This window comes from Aeribacillus sp. FSL k6-2211 (assembly GCF_037966125.1).
Taxonomy (GTDB): Bacteria; Bacillota; Bacilli; order Bacillales; family Aeribacillaceae; genus Aeribacillus; species Aeribacillus composti.
Map to the genome: position 1 here is coordinate 245116 of NZ_CP150190.1, position 22185 is coordinate 267300.

Annotated in this window: 16 protein-coding genes and 1 pseudogene; 13 read left to right on the forward strand and 4 right to left on the reverse strand. The window is 38.0% G+C overall.

Features of this window, described 5'->3' with window-relative positions; genetic code table 11:
- Positions 1-46: 46 nt before the first annotated feature.
- Both NSU19_RS01300 and NSU19_RS01305 read right to left on the reverse strand, forming a co-directional pair.
- Positions 47-571, reverse strand: a pseudogene (locus NSU19_RS01300) (IS21 family transposase); the annotation flags it as partial.
- A 493-nt stretch (positions 572-1064) separates the two neighbouring features.
- Positions 1065-2012 (reverse strand): PfkB family carbohydrate kinase, encoded by a 948-nt coding sequence (locus NSU19_RS01305; RefSeq protein ID WP_339198354.1) that lies wholly within the window; start codon positions 2010-2012, stop codon positions 1065-1067.
- A gap of 132 nt (positions 2013-2144) precedes the next feature.
- Here NSU19_RS01305 and NSU19_RS01310 point away from each other — a divergent pair, with 132 nt between their 5' ends.
- Genes NSU19_RS01310 through lacD form a run of 6 tightly spaced genes read left to right on the forward strand, consistent with a single transcriptional unit; the run spans position 2145 to position 7190 of the window.
- The gene (locus NSU19_RS01310) at positions 2145-2993 is read left to right on the forward strand and encodes a DeoR/GlpR family DNA-binding transcription regulator (RefSeq protein ID WP_339198356.1); all 849 of its coding nucleotides are present in this window, start codon (positions 2145-2147) and stop codon (positions 2991-2993) included.
- On the forward strand, positions 2974-3432 hold the full coding sequence (locus NSU19_RS01315) for a PTS sugar transporter subunit IIA (protein ID WP_199757324.1): 459 nt from the start codon (positions 2974-2976) through the stop codon (positions 3430-3432). The genes NSU19_RS01310 and NSU19_RS01315 overlap by 20 nt, the downstream gene beginning before the upstream one ends.
- Positions 3433-3455: 23 nt before the next feature.
- Complete coding sequence (gene gatB, locus NSU19_RS01320) at positions 3456-3734, forward strand: PTS galactitol transporter subunit IIB (protein ID WP_066250377.1); 279 nt, start codon at positions 3456-3458, stop codon at positions 3732-3734.
- Between the two features lie 25 nt (positions 3735-3759).
- The gene (locus tag NSU19_RS01325; protein WP_066250380.1) at positions 3760-5106 is read left to right on the forward strand and encodes a PTS transporter subunit IIC; all 1347 of its coding nucleotides are present in this window, start codon (positions 3760-3762) and stop codon (positions 5104-5106) included.
- 34 nt (positions 5107-5140) lie between these two features.
- Positions 5141-6181: a galactitol-1-phosphate 5-dehydrogenase gene (locus tag NSU19_RS01330; protein ID WP_066250383.1), complete on the forward strand. Its 1041-nt coding sequence runs from the start codon at positions 5141-5143 to the stop codon at positions 6179-6181.
- 13 nt (positions 6182-6194) lie between these two features.
- A complete protein-coding gene (gene lacD, locus NSU19_RS01335; protein WP_066250387.1) occupies positions 6195-7190 on the forward strand; it encodes a tagatose-bisphosphate aldolase in 996 nt (331 codons plus the stop codon).
- Positions 7191-7515: 325 nt separating this feature from the next.
- Here lacD and NSU19_RS01340 read toward each other — a convergent pair whose 3' ends face one another.
- Together NSU19_RS01340 and NSU19_RS01345 are read right to left on the reverse strand one after the other, a co-directional pair.
- Positions 7516-8892: an amino acid permease gene (locus NSU19_RS01340; protein WP_339198359.1), complete on the reverse strand. Its 1377-nt coding sequence runs from the start codon at positions 8890-8892 to the stop codon at positions 7516-7518.
- Between the two features lie 1466 nt (positions 8893-10358).
- Positions 10359-11201: a LysR family transcriptional regulator gene (locus NSU19_RS01345; protein WP_339198360.1), complete on the reverse strand. Its 843-nt coding sequence runs from the start codon at positions 11199-11201 to the stop codon at positions 10359-10361.
- Between the two features lie 399 nt (positions 11202-11600).
- Here NSU19_RS01345 and NSU19_RS01350 point away from each other — a divergent pair, with 399 nt between their 5' ends.
- From NSU19_RS01350 to NSU19_RS01380, 7 genes are all read left to right on the forward strand, one after another.
- Complete coding sequence (locus NSU19_RS01350; RefSeq protein ID WP_063386490.1) at positions 11601-12686, forward strand: nitronate monooxygenase; 1086 nt, start codon at positions 11601-11603, stop codon at positions 12684-12686.
- 1078 nt (positions 12687-13764) lie between these two features.
- Entirely contained in the window at positions 13765-15036 is a 1272-nt protein-coding gene (locus NSU19_RS01355; RefSeq protein WP_339199939.1) for an FAD-binding oxidoreductase, read from the forward strand.
- 2 nt (positions 15037-15038) lie between these two features.
- A complete protein-coding gene (locus NSU19_RS01360) occupies positions 15039-16406 on the forward strand; it encodes a (Fe-S)-binding protein (protein ID WP_339198362.1) in 1368 nt (455 codons plus the stop codon).
- On the forward strand, positions 16397-17854 hold the full coding sequence (locus tag NSU19_RS01365; protein ID WP_339198364.1) for an FAD-linked oxidase C-terminal domain-containing protein: 1458 nt from the start codon (positions 16397-16399) through the stop codon (positions 17852-17854). Before NSU19_RS01360 ends, NSU19_RS01365 begins: the two co-directional genes overlap by 10 nt.
- Positions 17855-17978: 124 nt before the next feature.
- Positions 17979-20162 (forward strand): malate synthase G, encoded by a 2184-nt coding sequence (locus NSU19_RS01370; protein ID WP_339198366.1) that lies wholly within the window; start codon positions 17979-17981, stop codon positions 20160-20162.
- A gap of 220 nt (positions 20163-20382) precedes the next feature.
- Positions 20383-20799, forward strand: coding sequence for an IS200/IS605 family transposase (gene tnpA / locus NSU19_RS01375; protein WP_094246129.1), 417 nt, complete (start codon positions 20383-20385; stop codon positions 20797-20799).
- On the forward strand, positions 20800-22080 hold the full coding sequence (locus NSU19_RS01380) for an RNA-guided endonuclease TnpB family protein (RefSeq protein ID WP_094246128.1): 1281 nt from the start codon (positions 20800-20802) through the stop codon (positions 22078-22080).
- Positions 22081-22185 lie beyond the last annotated feature (105 nt).

Sequence of the window (22185 nt, forward strand, 5' to 3'; positions counted from 1 at the left end):
CATTTTTTTGTTGCAGAACTCTGTATTTTTATTTTGCAATAAACAAATGGGAAAGAATTAATACGACTACATTGATTTCAACCAATTGACCATCCTTTGTTTCAAAAGGAATACTCTCTTTCCAATCTAATTGTGCTTGTTTTCCTATCGGTGTTTCAAATCGTGCAGTACCTTTTGGAGAAGGAAATCGTTTGTCCTCCTCAAAGAGCTTTAAACTCTGGCTTTTCCGCATATATGCCCGGAAAGTGGATGCTGTGCAATCCAATCCATGATTATCTTTTAAGTACTGCCATAGTACACGGCGATAATAAAATTACTGCTTGGAATCCTCCGAAAGGAGGGCTGCGATCGTTTCATAATACTCATCAATTTTCGAAGTCTTCTTTCGTGTCCGTTTAGGAACGAACCCTTTTAAATACTTATCTATGGTTCTCCGATCTACACCCAGATCTCTTGCTAATTGACTTTTATTTATTTTCATCTTCAAATGCTCCATTAGTTGTTTGAATTTTGGTAAATCTTCAAGACTCTTAATCTCTAAATCTGTTTCGCCATTTGTTGACATATACATACGAGCCCTATGGTGGGTTCAGGCCATCGCCGCAGATCAATCAACAACCTCGCCACTACTTGCCTGTTATACGGCGCTCAATGGAAAAAAGATATGATTGACGAAGATATCGTGCGTATGGCAGCCGAAGAAATGGGGTACTAACACAGCAGGGGCCGATCGGCCTCTGCTGTGTTCCATCCCACTCTATCCTCATTCTAGTTGATCATCCAAAATAATATGCAAACGTTCGGATATAATCTGCAAAATCTGGAATAATTCGCATTATTTCCGAATCCGTCCGAAATAATTGGAAAAAGGGATTCTGAAATAATGTGCTAATTTACACTCGGGGCTCAAAAAGTCAGTTAATCCTAACTTTTTGGACAGTCTCCTGAAAAATTGCTGTTTTATATTCAACATGATTCTGTTTGTCTGGATTGCCAGCCATCTTACATCTTTCATCTGTTCGCTACGTGATAGAGAACTTTGCAGTAATAAATTTATCTCTTTATTAAGACAAAGGGTTTTTTGGCAATTTTTCCACCTTCACTGTTGAATAAATTGCTTTAACATCCTCTTTTCTTACTTCTGGATACCAGTTTAAACAATTGGCTGCTGAATAAGAAATTGCTAATTTCAGTGATTCCTCATACGGAATATTTTGATCAATGCAATTAGTCAAGACACCTAAAAAAAAGTCACCAGATGCAACTGGATTTTTCGCTCCTATTTCTTTTGTTTTTAAATAAAAAAATTCATTTTCCATTTTGGCAATAACACCTTTTTTTCCTAAAGTAATAATAAAAAACGGTATGTTAGTTTGACCTGATAATAATTGATGGTAGTCTTGGATAGTGTTGAGTTTTTTTTTCGGAAATAGATCCATAATTTCTTCGTCATTGATTTTTATCATATATGGTTTTTCTTTATATGCTTCTACTAAAGGTTTTCCGCTTGTATCAACAAAAATTTTGACATTTCTCTTTTTTAACTTTTTTGAAATCTCTGCAATATAATTGTCAGGCATACCTTTCATCAATGAACCGGAAAATACAATAATGTCATTATCCTTAACGTTTGCTGCAATATTTTGGCTAAATGTCTTCAAAATGTCATTTGTTAAGCTTAAACCTTTTTCATAAATGGGATAGATTACTTTTTTCTCCGTATCTACAACAATATTACAGACTCTTGTATTTTGCATAACTTCTGTAATGACAAGATTTACTTTGCGTTTTTTGGCTAAATCAGATAGATATTTACCATTATGTCCGCCGATTATCGTATGAATGCAAACCTCGGCCATTGGATTTTCCTGTTTTATAGCATATGCCACATTGAAGCTCTTTCCACCAGGGAATTCCTTCACCTCAAATGGTCTGTTTGGGGTGGAAGGAGAAAAGTTTTTGACTAATAGTGTTCGGTCTATAGCCGGATTGGGACAAATTAAATGGATCATGGAATACACTCTCCTTATATCAGTATATTAGCAATTGCAAAGAAAAATAGCAATATATTAAGGCTAAATGCAAATAAAATATTGGTTTTTTAATCAAAAAAGCAAAAAAATGCAAAGAAAAGTATTGCGATTATGACTAAATTGGCTTATAATATAGAAAACGGTTACAGGAAAGCAGGTGATAAATTGCTAAATGCAGCAGAAAGAAAAGAAAAAATAATTGAAATTCTTAAAGAAAAGAAAGCAGTAAAGATTTTGAGCTTAAGCAAAATGTTGAAAGTAACTAGGGAAACAATTCGAAAAGATCTATACGAATTGGAAAAAGAAGGATTAATCAAAAAAATTCATGGCGGAGCTGTTTTGGATTTGCCTAATCAAGAATCAGATTATGAAAGAAGGAAAACAAAAAATTTAGAAGCCAAGAGAGCCATTGCAAAAGAGGCAGCTAAACATGTTGAAGACGGCGATATTATCTATCTCGATTATGGTACAACAACGTACCTCTTGGCGGAGGAATTATTAAAATTAAAAAATATCACCGTTGTCACGAATACAATTCCAATCGTTAATTTATTGTTGCGGAGTGATTCAGTTAATTTAGTGATTTTGGGGGGGATGGTAAGAAAAAATGAAGATTCCCTTTATGGACCATTTGCCTCAAACAATATAAAAAACATATATGTTGATATTGGTTTTTTTGGCTGCGGAGGTATTGACAGCTTTAGCGGTATTACGAATCACCATATTGGAGAAACTGAAATTTCCAAAGAAATGATGTCACACTGCCAAAATAAAATTATTCTTGCAGACCATAGTAAATTCGGAACAACCGCTTTTAACCAGACTGCTACATTTTCCGATGTAGATATTATTATCACTGATAAAGATATTGATGAAGAAATTAAATCGGAAATATTAAAGCATAATGTTGAGGTAGTGATTGCAAAAGGAGCATCCGGGGGTGAGGAAAACGATGATTGATTCCAAGTATATTATAAAAGATTTAGATGTTAGCAACCAAAAAGAACTATTTGAAACGATAGGACAGGCTCTTATGGAGGATAAAATTGTAAAGGATGGTTTTATTGAAGCACTCTTAAAGAGAGAAAAAGAATATCCCACTGGTTTACCAGTGAACCCTGGAGTAGCCATACCTCATACAGATGGAACTCTAGTTAATGAAGATCGATTAGTTTTTGCAACTTTAAAAAATCCGGTAACATTTGCTGAAATGGGGGGAAGCGATGAGAATATCATTGACATCCACATCGTCATTTTGATGGCTATTAAAGACGGAAAAAAACATTTGGAAACCTTGCGGCAGCTTATCGATTCGATCAAAAAAGAAGAATTTATCAAAGGGTTGTTTAATAGCAAAAATTCCGATGAGATGGAAACGATCATTAAAAAATTTTTATAAATAAATGGATGGAGGTAATTTATATGAAAAAGAAAATAATTGTTGCTTGCGGTGGAGCTGTAGCAACTTCTACTGTGGCTGCCGAAAAAATTAGAGAATTATTAAAAAAGGAAAATATAGATGCAGAAATTATACAATGCAGAATGAATGAGCTTGAATCTAAAAAAGATGGAGCCGATTTAATCGTTACTACTGCAAGAGTAACGAAAGATTTCGGCGTCCCAGTTGTTCATGGAGTGGCGTTTATTTCAGGAGTAAACGTTCAAAAAACAGAACAGCAAATTTTAGATATTCTTAAATAAATGCTTGCCAAATGGGGGATTTGACATGGCTGTTATCCAATATATTGTTGATTTAGGTGCTAGCGTCATGCTGCCGATCATTATTTTTATAATTGGTTTGCTGTTAAAGCAAGGTGTCGGTAAATCATTACGCTCTGGTTTAACAATTGGAATCGGATTTGTCGGAATTGGGCTAGTCGTTGATTTGCTTAATAAAAACTTGGGACCTGCAGCTCAAGCAATGGCAGACAATTTCAATTTGGGGCTGTCAGTTGTTGATTTAGGATGGCCGGGCACATCGCCTATGGCATGGGCTTCTGCTATGGGATTAATTGCGATCCCGATTGCCATAGCTGTTAACATCGTGATGCTTCTTTTACGGATGACAAAAGTTGTTAACGTAGATATTTGGAATATTTGGCATATGGCTTTTACAGGGGCGATTGTATATGTGGCAACCGACAATTTCACTTTCGGCATTATTGGTATTATTGTCCATGCTATTATTGCCTATAAATTGGGGGATATGTTTGGTCAAGTCACAGATAATTATTTCGGCTTGGAAGGAATTGCAATACCGCACGGAACGTCAGCATATATGGGAGTTATTGCATCGCCAATTGATGATTTAATCGAGAAGATACCGGGAATAAACAAAATTAAAATTGACGGTGAAAAAATAGAACAAAAATTAGGTGTTTTTGGTGAACCAACCATCATTGGTGCCATACTTGGATTTGTTATTGGATTATTAGCAAAGTATCCTGTCGGCCAAGCGCTGCAATTAGCTGTACAAATGGCCAGTGTCATGGTGCTTATGCCAATGGTTGTAAAATTAATTATGCAAGGCTTATTACCTATCTCAGATGCTGCCAAACAAATGCTTGACAAAAAATTTAGCGGCGGCAACTACAAAATCGGCTTGGATCCTGCTTTGCTGCTGGGAGATTCCCAAGTCATATCAGCTAGTTTGCTATTTGTTCCGTTGACGGTTTTAATTGCTGCTATTGTTCCCGGAAACCAAGTGTTACCTTTCGGTGATCTCGCAACGATCGGTTTCTTTGTGGCGATGGCGGTAGCAATTCACAAAGGAAACCTCTTTAGAACACTTATTTCCGGCTCCATTATTATGTTTATTACGATTTGGATTGCAAACCAAATGATATCGTTGCAAACCGCTTTAGGGCAAAGTGTAAATTTGGTGGATGTCGGAGAACGTGTTTCATCTCTAGACCAATCAGGAAGTCCCATTACCTATTTGCTAGCCAAAGGGTTTAGCCTGGAAATGGGAATAGGATTCTTTATCATCTTTCTCATTTATGCGTTCTGTTTCGGGTACACATTTATGAAATATAAGAAGAAAACCATCTATTCAGATGAGAATAATAATTAAATAAGCACCCAAGATACTTTTAGGAGTGGTCAAATTGAAAGCGCTAAGTGTAGTAGATGTCAAAACTTTTAGTCTGGAAGAAATGGAGAAACCACGTGCTGGATTAGGAAACGTCGTTATTAAAGTGGCTTATTGCGGTATTTGCGGATCAGATCTTCCGAGATATTTTAATGGCGCAGTTCATTCATTTCCACAAATATTGGGGCATGAATTTTCCGGTATTGTGGAGGAAGTGGGTGAAAACGTAACATCTGTAAGTCGTGGAGACCGCGTAGCGGTTGCTCCTCTTGTACCTTGCGGAAAATGTGAATTTTGTCAAAAAGGGGAGCCTGCGATGTGTACCCATTACAGTTTTATTGGCTCAAGACAGAGCGGTGCAATGGCAGAATATGTTGAGGTGCCGGCTAGGAATTGTATAAAAATCCCAAACCATCTTTCATTAAAAGAGGCTGCGCTGGTTGAGCCATTGACAGTTGCTATCCATGGAGTAGATCGAGTCAATCTTCATTCAGGAGCCAAAGTTTTAATTTTAGGGGCCGGTACAATCGGATTGCTTACATTGCTTACGCTCCGTGCCAAAGGTGCAGGAGAGATTATTGTAGTGGATTTAAATCCGCATAAGATCAGCATAGCAAAGCAAATCGGGGCAGATGTAGTGATTAATCCGAAGGAACAAACTTTAAAAGATTATTTTTCTACTCATGACCTGCCTGAAATCGTTTATGAAACAGCAGGTAGTGCGTTGACTCAAGTTCAAGCTGTTGAATTTGTTAAAAAAAGAGGGAAAGTCGTCTATATTGGCACATGTACCAAAGACATCCTCTTTCCGCCAAAAGTGTTTGAGAAAATTCTCCGCGGTGAATTAGAAATAACAGGTTCATGGATGTCTTACAGCAGCCCGTTTCCTGGTTATGAGTGGGAAAGTGGGATAAGATATATGGCTGAAAAAGAAATAAATGTACAGCCATTAATCACCGGAGAATTCAAATTAGAAGATAAAGAACAGCCTTTCCAAAAAATGATAGAAAAGGATTCAAAACATATAAAACTTCTCTATAACATGAATGAGAATTAAACAGGAGGTACTCATGCTTACATTAAGTCGCTCTAAAATTGAGGCACTCGAACGTTTATCCAATGGAAATCATATTATTGGCGCATTAGCCATAGATCAACGGGGTTCTTTGAAAAAAATGATTGCTTCACATGGAAACACATCAGCTGGCGATGAAGATATAATTAAGTTTAAAGAAATCGTTTCTGCGGAGTTAACCCCTTTCTCTACATCGATATTACTCGATCCTGAATACGGGTTGCCAGCATCCCGAAAAAGGAATGAACATGCAGGTTTAATTCTTGCCTATGAAAAAACTGGATATGATGCCTCTCAACCTGGTCGCCTGCCAGATTTACTTGATAAGTGGTCCGTCAAACGCTTAAAGGAACAGGGAGCCGATGCCGTAAAATTTTTGCTTTATTATGACGTAGATGAAGATGCGGAAATTAATGAGTACAAACATGTCTACATTGAACGGATTGGTTCTGAATGCATGGCGGAAGATATTCCTTTTTTTCTTGAAATCGTAACTTATGATGCTGCTATCCAAGATGAAAAAGGAATAGAGTATGCCAAGGTGAAACCTTACAAAGTCATTGAAGCAATGAAGGAATTTTCAAAATCACAATATCATGTGGATGTCCTTAAAGTAGAAGTTCCGGTAAATATGAATTTCGTAGAAGGATTTTCCGAAGGAGAAACTGTGTATTCACGTGAAGAAGCGCTGCGTTTCTTCAAAGAACAAAGCGAAGTAACCCCATTACCTTTTATTTTCTTAAGCGCAGGCGTTTCTGCGAAGTTGTTTCAGGAAACGTTAAAATTTGCTAAAGAAGCTGGCTCTACATTTAACGGTGTGTTATGCGGACGGGCAACTTGGAAAAGTGGTGTAAAAGTATTTGCAAATGAAGGAGAAAAAAAAGGAAGAGAATGGATGAGAACAGAAGGTAGAAGAAACATTGAGGAGCTCAATCAAGTCCTTCAAACGACAGCGAGTTCTTGGAAAGAAAAAGTTGCAGCCAAATTGTGAATCTTTCTGGACAGCCTCTCTGTTGAAAAAATTCGATTCTATCTTTAATCATTTTATTTTGTTATAAATAGTGTATCATTTTCGAAAAAGAGCGGACCGAAAAGTGGTATTTACGTCCCAAAATCTAAAAAAGTAGGCTCCAAGAATGTTGTTGCTACAGCATTCTTAGAGCTTTAATTTTGGTGTATTTTACCTTAAAATGGTCTTTTTAGATAGCCCCTACTAATCTTAATATGTTTAACTATTGATAAGGGGTTGGCGATAGCGAACAACTTATAAGCATTTGAAAATACTATATTCGATAGCGAACCGCTGTCCAAAACGATCAAGTCTCTTTCACTTCAGCTTCGTTTTGTCTTTTATTCAAGTTGGCAGCGTAATATGCAATGACTAAAATGGCAACCCAAAGCGGACCGACTATTAAGGCGATTCTTGTGTCTGGATAGTAGCCGAGCAGAATTGCGACAAATATGAGAAACGCCCCTGCAATGAAAGTGGATAACGGGTATAGCGGGGTTTTAAATTTGATATTTTTTTGTTGTTCAGGTGTAATCGATTTTCGGAATCGCCATTGTGCTAATAAAATAATAAACCAAGTCAATAAAGCACCAAATGTTGAGATAGATGCAATCCAAGTAAATACTTTAGCCGGTACTAAATAGTTGAGCAGAACTCCGAATAATAAAACGGCTGATGTAACCATAACCCCTCTAAAAGGAACGCCTTTTTTGTTTAATGTGCCAAATGCCTTCGGAGCTTGTCCATTATGGGAAAGGTTGTATAACATACGTCCCGAACTGAAAATTCCTGTATTACAGGAGGAAAGGGCAGCGGTTAAAACGACAAAGTTGATAATGCCTGCTGCGGCCGGGATACCGATTTTGTCAAAGGTTAAAACGAAGGGGCTTCCACTTGTCCCGATTTCATTCCACGGATAAATGGACAAAATGACAAACAGCGCACCCACATAAAAAATTAATATACGAAGTAAAGTAGAATTAATGGCTCTAGGCAGCGTTTTTTCCGGATCTTTTGCTTCACCGGCTGTTACGCCGATCATTTCGATTCCTAGAAAGGCAAACATAACCATTTGAAATGACATTAAGACACCTTCAAGACCGTTAGGAAGAAAGCCGCCGTGCTCCCACAAATTGCTGATTCCTGTAGGAACTCCGTTATTGCCGAATCCGAAAAAAATCATGCCAAGGCCAATAATGATCATAAAGATAATCGCAATAATTTTGATTAGGGCAAACCAGAATTCCAACTCACCGTAAGCACTGACTTGAAGAAAGTTAAAGCTCATCATGATGATTAATGCTGCCAGAATCCAAATCCATCGCGGAACCTCCGGAAACCAAAATTCCATATAGATTCCAACGGCTGTCAGCTCGGTCATACAAGTAATGACCCATACAAACCAATAATTCCACCCTGTAATATATCCTGCCAGATTACCAAGATAATCATTGGCGTATTGGCTGAATGAACCGGCAACGGGATGATGGACAGCCATTTCTCCTAACGCTCTTAAAATGAAAAATAAAATGATTCCGCAGAAAAGGTAGGATAACATTATACCGGGACCTGCCAGCTTGATTGAGCTTGAAGATCCTAAAAACAGCCCGACTCCGATTGCAGAACCTAATGCAATCAGTGTAATATGTCTTTCTTTTAAACCTCTTTGCAGCTGATTTTCCATGATCGTTCCTCCTTAAGTTTATAAATGAAATCCCTTGCAATGTTCTGTTACGAAGGTCATCATATGTCAGATTTCATAATCGAAAAATTTAAGTTATTATTCCCCGCAACTCCTCTTGATAATCAAATTGTGACGCTTACATTTAGATTTGAATAAATTTTATCATACTATATTTCAATTTCTTTTTGTATAAAACGACAAATTTAGACGTTCAATTTGTTGAATGATACAAAGGAAAAATGTTCAAATCATTTTCCTTACTTCCGTTATTATGATCAAATAAACCTATAGATAAAGTATTTAATTCAAGTTTTCCTGCACTACTGTTACAAACATGTAAGGCAAAATCGCGAATAAATACTCCGAGAAATCAGCCAATTTCTATTACAACCGATTGGGAAATTGACAGATGTAATGAAGGCACGGTTTGTTTAAGAACAGAAAAAATAACAAAGTTCAAGTATTACAAGCAAGGCACTGTTGAAAAAGTGTAAAAAATATGAGTGAAACCTTGCTTCAAAAATTAATGTAACAAGTCAAACTGAATTTATTTGTGAAAATGTGCACAAAAAAAACGAGACAAGCACCTCAATTTTTGATAATACAAAAATAGCGGCAAGTCTAGACTTCAACCGCTTGCCATCCATCGAGAAAAATGCCAAAGATTCATTGACAAGGTGTTATATAGAGTACAAGCCATGTTTTTAAAATGTTTCGCTATTGGATGAGCATCACGATTTTGCTGTGACTATGAGAAAAGTGAAACAAACCTTTTATTGTCTATTTATTGCTTCTTGATTTTCGTTTACTCTAATTAGAGTGGCAGTATCCTGCCTCTTATTGCGATAAATAGTGCAGTAGCTAAAATGTAAAATAAACATGCTGCAATATTCAATATATTACCATTAATTTTGTTCAGAGTGGTGATTATATTTGGGAAATAGGAAATTTGTGAGAATTTCCTTTCGAGATTAGAAAATGAAGCTGCATTTCACAAATACTGATTTAGGTAAAAATTGGTACAAAAGGAGAGGCAAAATTAAAGTCGTGTTGATCACACTGTAAAATATGAACAGCTGATCCAATTAATTAAAAATTCGAATTAAAAGATGTTAATACAATCTCTAAAAGGTTTTGCAAGGTTTGTAAATTTCATCCATCTAAAATTTTTTGCTTACTTCAATAGGCTGATAAGCTATAGATATTTAAGAGATGTTCCCTCTCCCGCATGATGTGGCCTTTTTACCGCTGTGAAGAAAAACAGAAACCCCATTGATTCTGAAACACGGTCCTCGACAGTTTTTCAAATAACAATTAGCACGTAAAAATTATTGGATCTGACAAAAAGAAAAAATACCGAAAAATTTGAAATGAAAGAGGAAAGGAGTCACTTATCAAAAGAAAAGAAAGCTATTTTATGAATTCAATCATTCATGATTTTCTTGAAAAAACTTGTTGCTTCATTTTTATAGAGTTAAAAGTTCAACAAATTTGTTAAAAGCTAATGTTTTGGCAAGTGACTTACGAGTGATAAACACAGTATCTACGTTTACGTAGTCCTTATCAATGGGATATGTGTATAGACTTTTTGTTAATTTTGACATAGACGCGGGAATCAAAGAAATTCCAACTCCTGCACGAACACAATTTAAAATAGCTTGTGCGGCGTCTACCTCTATGACATTTTGAATCGTTATATGATAGTCGTTCATGATTCTGGTAAACACTTCTCGATAGTAACACCCTTCTTTAAATACAACTAAAGTGCATTCCTTGTTTTTAAGAGGATTGTCAGGAGTATTGGTGATAAGTACCAGTCTTTCTTTAAAAATAACGTTTTCGATAAGATCCGGATGATTAACAGGTCCAGCAACAAATGCACCCTCTATATCATGATGTAAGACCTTATCTATTAATTCTTTTGTGGTACCGGTTTGCAATTTAATTTTTACGTTAGGATAATTAGCTGAATATTGTTTTAATATGTGGGGAAGACGTACATAGGAGGTTGTTTCCATGGAGCCTATGTTTAATTCTCCATCGGGGATTGCCAGTTTATTCATTGCTTTTTCAGCTTCGCGACACAAATTTAAAATCAAATTAGCATAGTTAAGAAAGACTTTGCCGTTCGGTGTGAGAATAACCTCTTTTTTGGTTCTTATAAATAATGGAAAACCTAAACAGCTTTCTAATTTATTTAGTCTAGCCGTAACATTGGGCTGTACATATCCAAGCTCTTTTGCAGCCTTCGTAATCCCCTTATTTTTTGCTATTGCTGCAATGATTCTTAAATCTTGTAGCTCAAACATTATTTCTCCCCCATCACTCAAATTGATTCATAACAACAATTATCATTTTTTTCTATTTTACACCATCAAAATGGGGTCATAAACTATTTATAGAAGACAATTTGCGAAATATTAAAAAAATAAATTTTCATCTTTATACAAGTCAATTTCAGATGAATGTAGAAGCAGCTTGAATGAACAACATGATTTCAGTCCAATAATGTGAATTTTAGGATGGAAGGATGGGAACAAGAGAAATAAAAAAGCCGGACAACTGATGTTTCACTAAGTTTTGGGTGATCGTTTTTTCTGCTGCTGACCAAATCGTATGAATGGCATTATTAATTGAATGCCAACAGCTATGATTATTGTATTGTTAACCTATAGATTTGACGTATATAAGGCAAGGAGGAACATGGCATGTGGAATCATACAAAAATAACAGACAAACTATCAATTAAAATTCCGATTATACAAGCGGGAATGGCGGGAGGGATCACGACTCCCGAGCTTGTTGCTGCTGTATCCAATGCAGGTGGTCTAGGGATGATAGGGGCGGGTTATATGACGCCGGAAAAATTGGAGTCGGATATTCAAAAAATAAAGGAATTGACTTCAAAACCATTTGGTGTCAATCTGTTTGTTCCTGAACATCCGGCAGTCATTCAAGAAGAAATTGAAAGAGCGAATCAACTGCTGGAACCTATCCGCCAAATGTTAGGGATCGAAAAAAAGAATGATGTTCCGCAAATCAACACTTCTGTTTTTGATGAACAAATTCAAATCGTTTTAAAATATGAAGTACCCGTTTGCAGCTTCACATTTGGCATTCCTCAGAGAGAAATTATTCATCAATTAAAGAATAATGGTATTGTCACAATTGGAACAGCCACAACAGTAAAAGAAGCCATATTGAATGAAGAGGCTGGGATGGATATGATTGTCGTTCAAGGCAGTGACGCTGGGGGGCATAGGGGCAGTTTTGCAGGATCCTTTGATGATTCAATGATCGGAACAATGGCCCTTATTCCGCAAGTAGCGGATCATGTTTCAATTCCTATTATTGCAGCTGGCGGTATCATGGACGGCAGAGGAGTTTTAGCTTCTCTTGTATTGGGAGCGCAAGCGGTTCAAATGGGAACAGCCTTTCTTACCTGTATAGAAAGCGGAGCAAATGAACTCCATAAAGAAGCAATATTAAACGGTACCGAAGAACAGGCAGTAATCACTTCAGCATTCAGCGGCAAGCCAGCAAGGGGATTAAAAAATGAATTTATCATCAAAATGAAAGAGCATGAAGATGCTTTGCCAGCTTATCCGATTCAAAATATGCTCACCCAAGATATCCGGTCAGAAGCTGCAAAACAGAAAAATAAAGAGTGGATGTCGCTTTGGTGCGGGCAAAATCCTCGACTAAGCAAAAATTTGCATGCCGCCGAACTGATCGAAACAATCATCAATCAAATAGAAGAAATTATAAGTAACTTCCCATTAATAAAAGGATGACTATGAAACCGCGGCTTACTTTATGCGGCGGTATTATTGCATTGATTATTGTAATGGGGATCAGAAGATTTGCTTATACCCCTATCCTCCCCTACATGAATATAACTAAATCGATGGCTGGATATTTGGCTGGAACTTTATTTGTTAGCTTTTTTAATTTGAGAAGATATGAATCAATTTATTTAAAGATATTTTTAGCTTTGAACATTTTTACGACTCTGCTCATGGGAATGGTCAGTAATCATATATTTTGGTACCTTTTCAGGCCTTAGCAGCGGTGTAGTCTTTGTCTTAGTTTCTAGTATAGTGCTTCAAGTATTGAAAAAGCAAAATATGCAAATATTTAACGGTTTGTTTTATAGTGGTGTAGGGATTAGGATTTTCTTGTGTAGTATTCTAGTTCCTTTCTTCATTAGTATAAACGGGTGGAAACCATAAACAGCTGTTAAATATCCAATTAATTTGCAGCTGTTGTTCGTTGACATATATTGTACTTTTGAAACAGCTAACGTTTGAACTTCCAGGCATGCGTGTTTAAGTGTTGTTTTAAGCGCTATTCTACCCAAGAACTGGATTTCTTTTCCGAGGGCTATCATTTCGGACTATTCTGAATAATAAGATTTTCCGCTACCGCTTGTACCATATTTCTTCCAGATACAAAATAATTTTTGTTCAAAAGAGGCTGTTTGGAAAGGACCATAAAAAAATTCTTTTTCAATTCAGTCTCTTTTTTTCGTTGATAGGATATTGGCAGGGAGAAAAAAGATAGGGGGCTATACACCAGATCATCTTGACGTACGGCAAGTTTAATAGAATTTCATTTTTCTTATTTTTTTGTAAATTCGAAAAATTCGTTGAAAAATCTTCATAAGAGTGCTTTAATAATTGTAAACATATAACATATCAAATATGTGTAATACGAGAAGTGTTGCAGTCGATTGAAAGAAAATGATTTAAAACGCTTGTTCTTTTGCGCATTTATAGAAACGGTGTTTCTTATTACAAAACATAGGAGGTGCTTGATTTGCTCCAAGGAGAGTTGTACACAGAATTAAAAGATGTTTTCCCCGAAAGTCAAATGGAAGTAAAGGAAAATGAAGGTCATCCACTTGGAAATGGCGGAAAAGTCGCAGTCTATCCAAAAACTGAAAACGAAATTTCACACATCTTGCAATATGCAAACAAAAATGGGAAAACCGTTTCCATTGTGGGCGGAGGAACAAAGCGGGGGTTTGGCGGTCTAATTGATTCGGCTGATATTTTGCTTTCCTTAGCAAATCTAAAAGGAATCGTCGAGCATACAGTCGGAGATATGACATTAACAGTGAAAGCAGGTACACCATTTCAAGAATTGCAGCAGTACTTAGAAGAACATAACCAAAAAATATCTCTAGATCCTGCTTGGCCGGATTATGCGACCATCGGCGGTATTATCGCCGCGAATGAAAGCGGTCCCAAACGTTTGGCATATGGATCCGCCAGAGATGCAGTCATCGGGCTTCGAGTTGTTTATCCAAATGGCAAGGTCATCCGAACAGGCGGAAAGGTCGTGAAAAATGTCGCCGGATATGATATGAACAAACTTTTTGTCGGTTCCATGGGCACTTTGGGGGTTTTGACGGAAATCACTTTAAAACTCCGTCCTTTGCCAAAATATGAAAGCAATGTTCTTTTATCATTTACAGAAGGAGATTTTACTGAAATGCGATCATTTGCCGCGGCGTTTTTAGATTCGCAGATGGAACCTGTCTCACTGGAACTGATAAGTCCGTCTTTGGCTGAAAAGCTAACGGGTGAAAAATTTTATACATTGGCCATTAGTTTTGAAGATAATGAAAGTTCGGTTCATTACCAAGAATCTTTTCTAAAAAGCATTCAGCCTCCTAAAACGAAAATGACCATTCTTGCTCAAGAGAAAGCGCGCAAGTTTTGGCAATCTTTTTATACAATCAGCCCGAATGGCAGGGTGTCTAATCAGACAGGGGAGACTGAAGCAGTATTGAAAATCGGAGTTGTCAATTTAGATGTCCTAAAAGTTATTAGGGAAAGCCATTTATTACAGGATACGCACAATTTGCTTATCGAAGCCCACGGTGGATTAGGCCACGGATTGTGTCAAATCATTTTAAGAGGCGGCAGCGAAAACGTCATTTCAGCAATTCAGCATTTAAGGAATTTTGTCAAAGAGCTCAATGGGTATGCAGTCATTAAACATTTGCCGTTTATTTTACGCCAGAAAATAGAGGTTTGGTGGGAAAATCCGCCATATTTCTTTCTTTTCAAAGGAATCAAAACAAAGATTGATCCGAACAACATTCTCAATCCGAAGCGATTTGTGGGAGGGATTTAAATATGGGATTAAATGAAAGTGATCTTATCAAAGAACCAGCCTGTCAAACCAACAGCTTCAGCAATTACCTTTGGAGTGATCCGCCTGATGAAAACAAATGGGCGGATTGTGTCCATTGCGGTATGTGTTTAGAATCGTGCCCAACTTATGAGATCACGGGTCAGGAACAGCATTCTCCCCGCGGACGCGTCCATTTGATTAAATCAGTCGCAGAAGGAAAACTTGAAGTGAACGAACATTTTATGGATCCTGTCTTTGCTTGTCTTGATTGCCGCGCTTGTACTACCGCTTGTCCTGCGGACGTCGATGTAGGGGGATTGATAGAAGAAGCGCGCGGTCAAATTCGCCAAGCCATGCCGTTAAAAGGCTGGAAAAAGGCGGTCAGCCATCTGTTTTTGCATAGTTTGTTTCCGCATCACAATCGCTTGTACACGTTAGGAAATGTGTTGAAATTGTATCAAAAAAGCGGCATGCAAACGTTTGTCCGTAAAACAGGGCTGATCAATATCATACCGCAGCATTTAGCCGAAATGGAAGCGATCATGCCGGAAGTGAAAAAGCCTGTGCGGAAAAAGTACAAACATGAAAAAGTCATTAAAGCAAAAGGAGAAACGAAGAGTACGGTTGCGTTTTTAACTGGCTGCGTAATGGATGTCATGTTCAGCGAAATTAATGAAGCAACAATTAACGTGTTAACTCGAAATGGAAATGACGTTATGATTCCGCAAAATCAAACTTGCTGCGGGGCTCTTCATGTTCATGCAGGCGACCGGGAAATGGGGAGAAAATTAGCGAAACAAAATATTGAAGCATTCCAACATGCTGAAAAAGTAATTGTAAATTCTGCCGGTTGCGGATGTATGTTAAAAGAATATCCGGAGCTGTTCCGTGAAGACCCCGTTTGGCGCCAAAAAGCTGAAACATTTTCAAAAAAGGTGGAAGACATTTCAAAATACCTTTATGACACTGGTTATAAAAGACCCATCGCCGAAATCAAGACTCGTGTTGTCTATCATGATGCATGCCATTTAGCTCATGGGCAGGGCATTCGTGACGAACCTCGCAGCCTTCTTCTTGATATACCTGGGGTCGAAATGGTTGAAATGGCGAATGCTGACCGATGCTGCGGCAGTGCTGGCATTTACAATATAACAAATCCGGAGATGGCTAAAGAAGTGCTTGATAGCAAAATGAAGAATGTCCCTAAAGAAGCAGAAATGATTGTAATGGGAAACCCCGGCTGTATGCTGCAGATGGCGATGGGTGTTCAAAAAAACGGAAGAAATCAAAAAATTGTTCATACCGTACAGCTGCTGGATTGGGCGTACCAAAAAGAAGATCGGCTAAAGGAGGGAGAGGAATGTCTCTAAAAGGGATAAGAACAAATGACAAACATATAAAAAACCTTGCAAACATTGTTGAAGGAAACCGTTCCATCTTGTATAAAAAAGAAGATTTATTAGCTTATGATTGCGATGGCTTTACCATTCATCGTCGTTTGCCGAGGGCAGTCGTTTTCCCGAATAATACAGAAGAAGTCGCAAAAATTGTGAAATATTGCCACGAACATGATTTGCCGTTCCTCGCCCGCGGCGCCGGAACTGGTCTCAGCGGCGGGGCGATCCCGTTGAATGGGGAAGTAATCATTAGTCTTGTAAAAATGAAACGCCTTATAAGCGTTGATTTTGAAAACAGGCGTGCAGTAGTGGAACCTGGATTTGTCAACTTAAAACTGACGAACTCCATTTCGGACAAAGGATATTATTATGCGCCTGATCCATCAAGCCAATATTGCTGCACCATCGGTGGAAATGTCGGTGAAAATGCGGGCGGTGCACACTGTCTAAAATATGGTGTGACGACAAATCACATTTTAGGGCTTGAAGTGGTATTGCCAAATGGCGAAGTCATTGAAATAGGCAAGGATGGAATACCTGATGCACCGGGCTATGATTTATTAGGGCTTTTAACAGGATCAGAAGGAACTTTAGGAATTGTGACGAAAATAACGGTTCGTATTTTAAAAAACCCGGAAGCAAAGCAAACGGTGCTCGCTTATTTTGACAACGTTGCGGATGGCAGTCAAGCCGTATCGGACATTATTTCTGCCGGAATTGTACCAGCAGCCCTTGAAATGATGGATCAAATAGCAATAGAAGCGGTTGAAGCGGCAGCGTTTCCTGTCGGCCATCCAAAAGACATTGAAGCGCTTTTGCTCATTGAAGTGGATGGAATATCCGCAGGTATAGACGAGCAAATCCATCAAATTTTAGAAGTTTGCAAGAGAAATCATGTTCGAGAAGTAAAAGTGGCACAAAGTGAAGAGGAAAGAGCTAGATGGTGGGCAAACCGCAAAACTGGATTTGGCGCAATGGGGGCGATCTCTCCTGATTATTTAGTTCAGGATGGTGTGATTCCCCGCAGCAAATTACCCGAAGTGTTAAACAGAATTCACGAAATTAGTCGAGAGTATGGTCTGCGCATCGCAAATATCTTTCATGCTGGCGATGGCAATCTGCACCCGCTTGTACTTTTTGATGCCAGAAAACCGGGCGAAACAGAAAAGGCTTTAAAAGCTGGCAGCGCCTGTTTGCAAGCATGTGCAGATGCCGGCGGATCGATTACAGGTGAACATGGAGTAGGGATCGAGAAAAGAGAAGAGATGCGCTTCATTTTTAGCGACGAAGAAATAGCGGCGCAAACGGATATTCGGGAAGTATTTAATCCGAAAAATTTATTAAATGCCGGGAAGCTCTTCCCAACTCCGGGACGTTGTTTGGAAGTGACAAAAGAGGGGAAATCTGTTACAGCATCATAAAAAAGAATTTTAAGAAAATTATTGAAATGATTCCATCATCATGTTATCCTTTTTTAAACAATTACGAAACAGTGTTTCGTAATAACAAACAACAATTATAACATTTAAAGGAGGAATTGTGCCCATGAAAACAAACTATGTAAAAGTCGGCAATTTGCAAGTAGCTGAAAATTTGTATGATTTTATCAACAATGAAGCATTGCCGGGAAGCGGTGTGGAAAAAGATGAATTCTGGCTTCAGTTTGAAAACCTTGTTTATGAACTGACACCTATTAATAAAAATTTGCTTAAGCGTCGTGATGAAATCCAGCAAAAAATCAACGAATGGCACAAAAAACATCGCAACAAATTCAACTTTGAAGCCTATAAATCATTTTTGCAGGAAATCGGCTATTTAGAACAAGAAGTGGAAGACTTTAAGATTACAACAGAAAATGTCGATGAGGAAATTGCTCTACAAGCCGGGCCGCAGTTAGTAGTGCCGATTAATAACGCACGGTACGCTCTCAACGCCGCCAATGCCCGATGGGGAAGCCTTTATGACGCTCTTTATGGAACGGATGTCATCAGCGAAGAAGATGGGGCTGAACGAAAAGGAGAGTATAATCCGATTCGCGGGGAAAAAGTCATTGCCTTTTCGAAAAACTTCCTTGATGAAGTAGTGCCGTTGCAAGAACATTTCCACCGAGACGCTGTTCAATACGCAGTTGAAGACGGGAATTTGGTTGTCACTTTAATGAATGGCAAGACAACCGCTCTTAAAGAAAGAGAAAAGTTCGTAGGTTACAGAGGAGAGGCGGATAAACCATCTGCCATTTTATTGAAGAACAACGGTCTTCATATTGAAATCCAGATCGATCGAAGCCATCCAATTGGAAAACATGACGATGCGGGAATTAAAGATATTCTATTGGAAGCGGCTGTTACAACGATTATGGATTGCGAAGATTCTGTGGCGGCAGTGGATGCGGAAGACAAAGTGCTTGTTTATCGCAATTGGCTTGGCCTCATAAAAGGAGATTTGACAGCTACTTTTACAAAAAACGATAAAACGATTACACGTACGCTTAATGCTGACAGAACATACACATCCAAAACAGGAGAAAAGTTCACCCTCCCAGGTCGTTCACTTATGCTCATTCGTAACGTTGGGCATTTGATGACAAATAGTGCAGTGCTCATTGGAGAGGGAGAAGAGATCCCAGAAGGAATATTGGATACGGTTGTAACAAGTTTGATTGCTAAACATTCCCTTTTAGGAAATGGCAAATTTGAAAACTCCAGGAAAGGTTCGATCTACATTGTAAAACCTAAAATGCACGGGTCTGAGGAAGTGGCGTTTGCCAACTTGCTATTTAACTGCGTCGAAGATTTGCTAGGATTAAAACGGAATACGCTGAAAATTGGTGTGATGGATGAGGAACGGCGCACAACTTTGAATTTGAAAGCTTGTATTCGGGAAGTAAAAGATCGTGTTGTATTTATTAACACAGGGTTTTTGGACCGAACTGGCGATGAAATCCATACATCAATGGAAGCAGGTCCGATGATTCGGAAAAATGATATGAAAACATCTCAATGGCTGCAAGCCTATGAACGCTCAAACGTCTATATCGGTTTACAAAGCGGCTTCCAAGGCCGTGCGCAAATTGGAAAAGGCATGTGGGCAATGCCGGACATGATGGCGGAAATGCTCAAGCAAAAGATTGGCCATCTAAAAGCAGGAGGCAATACTGCGTGGGTGCCATCACCAACAGCGGCTACATTGCATGCTCTCCATTATCACCAAGTAAATGTAACAGATGTCCAAAACAAATTGGCTGAAACGATTGAAGATCTCCGTGATGAAATTTTACAAATTCCGGTTGCAGAAAACCCGAATTGGACCCCTGAAGAAATACAAGAAGAGTTAGATAATAATGCACAAGGAATTTTAGGATATGTTGTTCGTTGGGTGGAGTTAGGAATCGGCTGTTCAAAAGTTCCGGATATTAATAATATTGCTTTGATGGAAGACCGGGCAACGTTGCGGATTTCAAGCCAGCATATCGCAAACTGGCTGCATCACGGCATTGTTACGAAAGAACAAGTTCTTGAAACACTTAAGCGGATGGCGAAAATAGTCGACAAGCAAAATGAAAATGAACCTGGCTACCGCCCGATGTCAAAAGATTATGACCGTTCCGTCGCATTTCAAGCTGCGTGTGACCTCGTATTTAAAGGTTATGATCAACCTAACGGCTACACAGAACCGATTTTGCATCGCCGCCGTCTTGAAGCAAAAGCAAAATATGCTGTAAAACAATAACTTCTCATCATGAAGGCATCCTACCAAAGGGTGCCTTCTATTTAAAAGCTACATCTTCCATGCACAAAAACCGATCAAAATCTTTAGGATAGACAAGCGAGAATCCTCCCCTTTTTAAAGGGGAGATGAATCGCTTTTTTTATATTTTATAAAGACTATATGTGGTTTATTAAAGATTGAAATAATTGGTTTTTTTGTATATTTTTGATATACTATATGTATGAAGAAAACAAATTTAATTCACGCAAGAACTTGTGTTTATAATGTCAATTATCATATTGTATGGTCTGTGAAATATCGAAAGAAGGTTTTGACACAAGAGGTTGAGTTATATCTCAAGAAAATTTTTAAAGAGATTGCAGAAGAAAAAGGTTTTCTGTTGCAGATGGTAGAGGTGGGTGAACAAGATCATATTCATGTATTTGTATCAGCTCATCCAAAAATAGCACCTTCTTATATTGTCAAAATGTTAAAAGGGATTTCAGGGAGAAAAATTTTTCTGCAATTTCCTGAAATCAAACAAAAATTATGGAAAGGAGTATTATGGAACTCTAGTTATTATATTGAAACCGTTGGCTCTATTAGTGAGGATGTCATAAAACGCTATATTGCTAACCAAAAGAAAGGTGGTGACTAAATGAAAAAGGTATCGTATTTCACCTATAAAGCGAATCGAACCAATCAAATCATCTTATATCACTTGTGTTATGCCAGTCGTAAGTTATGGAATGTGGGGAACTATGAAAAACGGAATTGGTCGAAAGAACAAGGTGTACCGTTCCCGAATTGGTATGAACAGAAAAAACGATTAAAAACACATTTTTGGTATAAACAATTACCTGCTCAATCAGCACAAGAGGTCTTAAAAGTCTTGCAAGAAGCGTGGGTGTCTTTTTTCAAACTAAAGGAAAGCAATGGAATAGATAATCCACAACCACCACGATTCAAACATCAAAACTTTAATGTCCGTTTTCTAAATAACAGTTTCAAATTGGTGGAGAACAATACCAAAATTCGTTTACCCATTCCAAAGGCTCAAAAAGCCTTTTTAAAAGAAACGTATGGATTGGAAGAAAGTTATCTTTATATCCCGATTCCGAAACATATCGAAATCGAAAAGATAAAACTGATTGAAGTGAAACCCATCAGTCGAAAAGAATATACGATTTATCTGATTCAAGAATACAAAGATGTACCATTGAAACAAAAGAATAGCACGAAATTTTTATCGATTGACTTAGGGATTGCCAATGCGATGACTTGTTATGATTATCAAGGAAAAGCACACATCATTTCAGGAAGGCAATGGCTATCCGTTGAACGCTACTTTCATAAACAAATCGCCCATTTTCAAGCGATTGGTTTCGCTCAACAATGTGCTAAAGGAATACAATACCCGAAACCTTCCAGACGTGTGTTACAACTTTATCAAAAGAAAAGAAAACAAGTGCATCACATGTTGCATTGTATGACAAGAAAAGTGATTGATATTGCTCTGCAACAAGGAGTCGAAACGATTGTGATTGGTGACATTACAGGTATACGAGAACAAGCGAAATTCAACAAGAAAACGAATCAAAAATTGCATGGTTTTCCGTATGCGAAAATCATTCAAATGATACGGTATAAAGCGCAGGAGCAAGGAATAGATGTTCGTTTATTAACCGAAGAATACACCTCTCAAGCATGTTCAGTATGCCAAATGTTCCCTTGTGAAGAAAACGCAAAGCCGAGTAATCGGATTCATCGAGGGTTATATGTATGTAACGACTGTCATACAACCATCAATGCGGATGTGAATGGTGCTATCAATATCAGCAAAAAGTATCTGAAAGAGATTAAGGCTTTATCTCAATCAGTAGTGGTGTTGGACACGCCGACTGTGTATACGTTTAACGGACAACAGTTCGTTGCGTAGAACAGGAAGCTCGTCATTTCAATGACGAGTAGTTCACTATTCAAATGATAAAGTGAATAATGGAACAGAAAGAACTTGGCAGTTTTTGTTCTTCCTGTCATAATA

Coding starts and splice junctions, on each gene's coding strand:
- NSU19_RS01350 (WP_063386490.1), top strand. CDS start 11,601: ATGTGGAATCATACAAAAATAACAGACAAACTATCAATTAAAATTCCG.
- gatB (WP_066250377.1), top strand. CDS start 3,456: ATGAAAAAGAAAATAATTGTTGCTTGCGGTGGAGCTGTAGCAACTTCT.
- NSU19_RS01355 (WP_339199939.1), top strand. CDS start 13,765: ATGGAAGTAAAGGAAAATGAAGGTCATCCACTTGGAAATGGCGGAAAA.
- tnpA (WP_094246129.1), top strand. CDS start 20,383: ATGAAGAAAACAAATTTAATTCACGCAAGAACTTGTGTTTATAATGTC.
- NSU19_RS01325 (WP_066250380.1), top strand. CDS start 3,760: ATGGCTGTTATCCAATATATTGTTGATTTAGGTGCTAGCGTCATGCTG.
- NSU19_RS01360 (WP_339198362.1), top strand. CDS start 15,039: ATGGGATTAAATGAAAGTGATCTTATCAAAGAACCAGCCTGTCAAACC.
- NSU19_RS01305 (WP_339198354.1), bottom strand. CDS start 2,012: ATGATCCATTTAATTTGTCCCAATCCGGCTATAGACCGAACACTATTA.
- NSU19_RS01370 (WP_339198366.1), top strand. CDS start 17,979: ATGAAAACAAACTATGTAAAAGTCGGCAATTTGCAAGTAGCTGAAAAT.
- NSU19_RS01345 (WP_339198360.1), bottom strand. CDS start 11,201: ATGTTTGAGCTACAAGATTTAAGAATCATTGCAGCAATAGCAAAAAAT.
- lacD (WP_066250387.1), top strand. CDS start 6,195: ATGCTTACATTAAGTCGCTCTAAAATTGAGGCACTCGAACGTTTATCC.
- NSU19_RS01310 (WP_339198356.1), top strand. CDS start 2,145: ATGACTAAATTGGCTTATAATATAGAAAACGGTTACAGGAAAGCAGGT.
- NSU19_RS01365 (WP_339198364.1), top strand. CDS start 16,397: ATGTCTCTAAAAGGGATAAGAACAAATGACAAACATATAAAAAACCTT.
- NSU19_RS01340 (WP_339198359.1), bottom strand. CDS start 8,892: ATGGAAAATCAGCTGCAAAGAGGTTTAAAAGAAAGACATATTACACTG.
- NSU19_RS01380 (WP_094246128.1), top strand. CDS start 20,800: ATGAAAAAGGTATCGTATTTCACCTATAAAGCGAATCGAACCAATCAA.